Origin of the sequence: Streptomyces sp. NPDC059037 (assembly GCF_042740015.1) — a bacterium.
GTDB lineage: Bacteria > Actinomycetota > Actinomycetes > Streptomycetales > Streptomycetaceae > Streptomyces.
The window spans coordinates 1-3,769 of sequence record NZ_JBHYIG010000472.1 but is presented as its reverse complement, the minus strand read 5'-3'; the positions used below and the strand labels follow the sequence as shown (position 1 = coordinate 3,769).

3 protein-coding genes and 1 pseudogene are annotated in these 3,769 nt (G+C 70.6%); 1 reads left to right on the top strand and 3 read right to left on the bottom strand.

Going from position 1 to position 3,769, the window contains the following annotated elements:
• Window positions 1-112 precede the first annotated feature (112 nt).
• The 3 genes and pseudogenes from ACFWY6_RS44730 to ACFWY6_RS44720 all read right to left on the bottom strand — a co-directional run.
• Window positions 113-763 (bottom strand): annotated as a pseudogene (locus ACFWY6_RS44730) (SAM-dependent methyltransferase); the annotation flags it as partial.
• A gap of 142 nt (window positions 764-905) precedes the next feature.
• Window positions 906-2,099, bottom strand: a complete 1,194-nt coding sequence (locus ACFWY6_RS44725) for a glutathionylspermidine synthase family protein (RefSeq protein ID WP_384703475.1) — start codon at window positions 2,097-2,099, stop codon at window positions 906-908.
• A gap of 37 nt (window positions 2,100-2,136) precedes the next feature.
• Window positions 2,137-2,511: a hypothetical protein gene (locus ACFWY6_RS44720; protein WP_384703481.1), complete on the bottom strand. Its 375-nt coding sequence runs from the start codon at window positions 2,509-2,511 to the stop codon at window positions 2,137-2,139.
• Window positions 2,512-2,763: 252 nt separating this feature from the next.
• On the opposite strand from ACFWY6_RS44720, the gene ACFWY6_RS44715 reads away from it, so the two are divergent.
• The gene (locus ACFWY6_RS44715) at window positions 2,764-3,594 is read left to right on the top strand and encodes a hypothetical protein (protein WP_384703478.1); all 831 of its coding nucleotides are present in this window, start codon (window positions 2,764-2,766) and stop codon (window positions 3,592-3,594) included.
• The last annotated feature ends 175 nt before the right edge of the window (window positions 3,595-3,769 follow it).

The following is a 3,769-nucleotide window of genomic DNA, read 5'->3' as shown; positions in this document are numbered from 1 at the left end:
CTCAGCGCCCCACACCCCCCGCACCGCTCCCCCGCCGCCCCCCCACCCCCCCCCCTCAGCGCCCCCGCGCCCCCCCCCACACCCCCCCCCCCCCCCCCCCCCCCCCCCGGTCCGGGGTGCGCTGCGTGAGCTTCGGTGTGCCGTTCTCGTTCCAGAACGCCACGGCCTCGTCCACGTCGGGCATCGACGGACTGGTGATGGTGTGCGAGAGGACCAGGTGGCTGCCGGCCGGCAGCGCGTCGAGCAGGCGGCGCACGATGCCGTACGCCTCGGAGTCGTCGTCGATGAAGATGACGACCCCGAGGAGCATCAGCGCGACGGGCTGGTCGAAGTCCAGGGTCTTCGCGGCGTGTTCGAGGATGGCCTCGACATTGCGCAGGTCCTCGTCGAGGTAGTCGGTCTTCCCCTCGGGCGAGCTGGTCAGCAGGGCCCGCGCGTGGGTGAGCACCAGCGGGTCGTTGTCCACGTAGACGACGCGCGTCTCGGGGGCCAGGCGCTGCGCGACCTCGTGGGTGTTGTCGGCGGTCGGCAGGCCGGTGCCGATGTCGAGGAACTGGCGGATGCCGCACTCGGTGACCAGGTGGCTCACCGCCCGCCCCAGGAACAGCCGGTCGGCGCGGGCGTATTCGCCGATGCCGGGGTGCAGCGTACGGATCTGGTCCCCGGCCGCCTGGTCGACCGGGTAGTTGTCCTTGCCGCCGAGCCAGTAGTTCCAGATGCGGGCCGTGTGCGGCTGCGTGGTGTTGATCCTGCTGTCGGCCATGATGCGGTTTGCCTCCGTACGTGATCGGATCGATCAATCCGCAGGGTACTCAGGCGAGTTGAAGCCACCGGCAGCAACCCCGGCCTCAGCACCCAGCCCCAACCCCCCAACTCCAACTCCAACTCCAGCCTCAGCCTCAGCCTCAGAGAATCACGTGCGGCAGGAACCTGGCGTACTCGTCCGTGATCAGACCCGACGACTCCCGGATGCCGAGCCCCGCCGACTCGTCCTCGACGACCCACGCGCCGAGCACGACGCGATTGCCGTCGAAGTCGGGCAGCGGCGCCAACTCCTGGTAGCAGCAGGCCTCGTCGCGCAGGGTGACCGGACCGTCGCCCGGCGGGTGCACCGTCACCCCTGCGCCCTCACGGCCGAGCAGCGGCTTGGCGACATAACCCCGTTCCGACGCCAGCTCGCGGGGGCCGTCGAGATAGGCGGGGAGGAGGTTGGGGTGGCCCGGGTAGAGCTCCCAGAGGATCGCGAGCAGCGCCTTGTTGGAGAGCAGCATCTTCCAGGCAGGCTCGATCCACAGGGTGGAGCCGGTGCCGCCGCCGTTGTCGAGGGTGTCGAGGACGTGCGGGGCGAACCGGTCGGTGGTGAGCCACTCCCACGGGTAGAGCTTGAAGCAACTGCGCATGAAGCGGAGCTTCTTGTCGACGAACCGCCCCGAGAGCCGGTCCCAGCCGATGTCCTCCATGGAGATCGCCTCGGTGTCGAGCCCCGCCTGCTGCGCCGTCTCGCGCAGATACGCGACGGTCATCAGGTCCTCGCCGAGCTCGTCGCCCGCGGAGTGCGCGAAGTACAGCGGGCCGCCGGGCGGCAGCAGGTCGGCCTGCTTCTTCCAGGCGTCGACGAGGCGTTCGTGGAGGGAGTTCCACTGGTCGGCGCCGGGGAAGCGCTCCTCCATCCAGAACCACTGCGGGCTCGCCGCCTCGACCAGGGAGGTCGGGGTGTCGGCGTTGTACTCCAGGAGTTTGGCGGGTGCGCCGTCGCGGCCGTCGTAGTGCAGGTCGAACCGGCCGTAGAGGGAAGGGAGTTCGGCACGGCGGTGCCAGGCCTCGGTGACCGCCGCGGCGACCCGCGGGTCGGTGATGCCGAGGTCCGCGAGGCGGTCGTGCGTGACGATGTGCCCGGCCGCCGCGATGCACATCGCGTGCAGCTCCTCGACGACCTCCTCCAGGGCCTCGACCTCGGGCAGCGAGAAGACGTAGCAGGCGGACTCGTCCCAGTACGGGCGGAGCGAGTCGTCCGGGTAGCGGGTGAGCGGGTAGATGAGCCCCTGGTCCTCGACGGTCTGCTGCCAGCCGGGGCGCGGGGTGAGGGTGCGGCGTTCCATGGTCTCGAACCTCGGTCTGTCCTCTTCCTGTTCCGGCTCAGCCGCCGCCGCTGCCGCTGCCCGAGCAGCCGAAGCCGTCGCGGTCGACGGCCTCGCTGTGGCTGAAGGTGCCGTAGTCGGCGTAACGGCCGGAGACGTCCGCGTCGTAGTACCAGTCGGCGTCCATCCGGCCGGACTTGCCGGTTCCGGATCCGGTTCCGGATCCGGATCCGGTCCCTGATCCGGATCCACCGGATCCATAGGAGCTGCCGGTCTTGCGTCCCTTGCCTGACGAGTACGACGATCCGCCGCTCTTGCAGTTCTTGTCCGCGACGATCTTGTAGCCGTTCATGAGGTCGTAACTGTCGCGGTCCACACACCGCTTGTCCGGCTCCGAACTGCACGCGCTCAGGGCCGCCGCGAGGACACCCATTCCGCCGAGCACGACCGTGCTTGACCGCAGCCTGCGCCGCTGCTTCTCCGCTGCCACCGGTTCTTTCACTCCCCGTTGTTCGCGCACGTGTTGTTCGCGCACGTGTTGCTTGCGTACGTGTTGCTTGCGTACGCGGTGTTTGCGTACGTGATGTTGTACGTGATCGGCGATCAGCGTAGGTAAGCCTCCGCCCGGCCCGCCAACCGGCTCCACGGAATCCCCTTCCTCTACAGTCACTTCGTGTCTCTTGGGATGATTTGCGCGCTCGGTTCAGCGGTCTGCTTCGGCACGGCCTCGGTCCTCCAGGCGATCGCCGCGCGTGCGACCGCGCCGGGCACGGGATCCGGGGTCGATCCCGCACTGCTCCTCCGGGCGGTGCGCCAGTGGCGGTACATCGCGGGGCTCGGCCTCGACGGGCTCGGATTCGTGCTGCAGATCATTGCCCTGCGCTCCATCCCCATCTACGCCGTGGGCGCGGCGCTCGCGGCGAGCCTCGCCGTGACGGCGGTGGTCTCGGCGCGGCTGCTGCGGGTGCGGCTGAGCGGGGTCGAGTGGGGAGCGGTGGTCGTGGTGTGCGCGGGGCTCGCGATGCTGGGGCTCGCGTCGGGCGAGGAGGGGGACACGGCCGGGTCGACGGCTCTGCAGTACGCCATGTTGGGCGTGGCGGTGGGGGTGCTGTTGCTCGGGGCCGTGGCGGGGCGGTTGCCGGACCGGGGGCGGGCGTTGGTGCTCGGGCTCGGGGCGGGGTTCGGGTTCGGGGTGGTGGAGGTGGCGGTGCGGCTGATCGACGAGGTGTCGTTGGGCGCGCTGGTCACCAATCCGGCGACGTACGCGTTGCTGGTGGGCGGCGGTGCGGCGTTCCTCCTGCTGACGTCGGCCCTGCAGCGGGGCTCCGTCACCACCGCAACCGCGGGGATGGTGATCGGGGAGACGGTGGGGCCCGCGCTGGTGGGGGTGGTGTGGCTGGGGGACCGGACTCGGGAGGGGCTGGGGTGGCTGGCGGTGCTGGGGTTTGTGGTGGCGGTGGCGGGGGCGCTGGCGCTGGCGCGGTTCGGTGAGGCGGGGGTTGAGGGGGCTCGGTAGGGGCGTTTCCCTTTCCCCGACCCCGCCCCTACCCGAATCCCTTCCGGCTCCGCCGGCCGCGAGGTGACCGGAGATCACCGCCTCCGGCGAGTTCGTCCTCAAACGCCGGACGGGCTGAAAGGCCTGCGGCAGGGCGGGCGACTGCCGGATATCGGGCGGGGGGGCGGGTCGGCTT

Coding starts and splice junctions, on each gene's coding strand:
- ACFWY6_RS44715 (WP_384703478.1), top strand. CDS start 2,764: ATGATTTGCGCGCTCGGTTCAGCGGTCTGCTTCGGCACGGCCTCGGTC.
- ACFWY6_RS44720 (WP_384703481.1), bottom strand. CDS start 2,511: ATGGGTGTCCTCGCGGCGGCCCTGAGCGCGTGCAGTTCGGAGCCGGAC.
- ACFWY6_RS44725 (WP_384703475.1), bottom strand. CDS start 2,099: ATGGAACGCCGCACCCTCACCCCGCGCCCCGGCTGGCAGCAGACCGTC.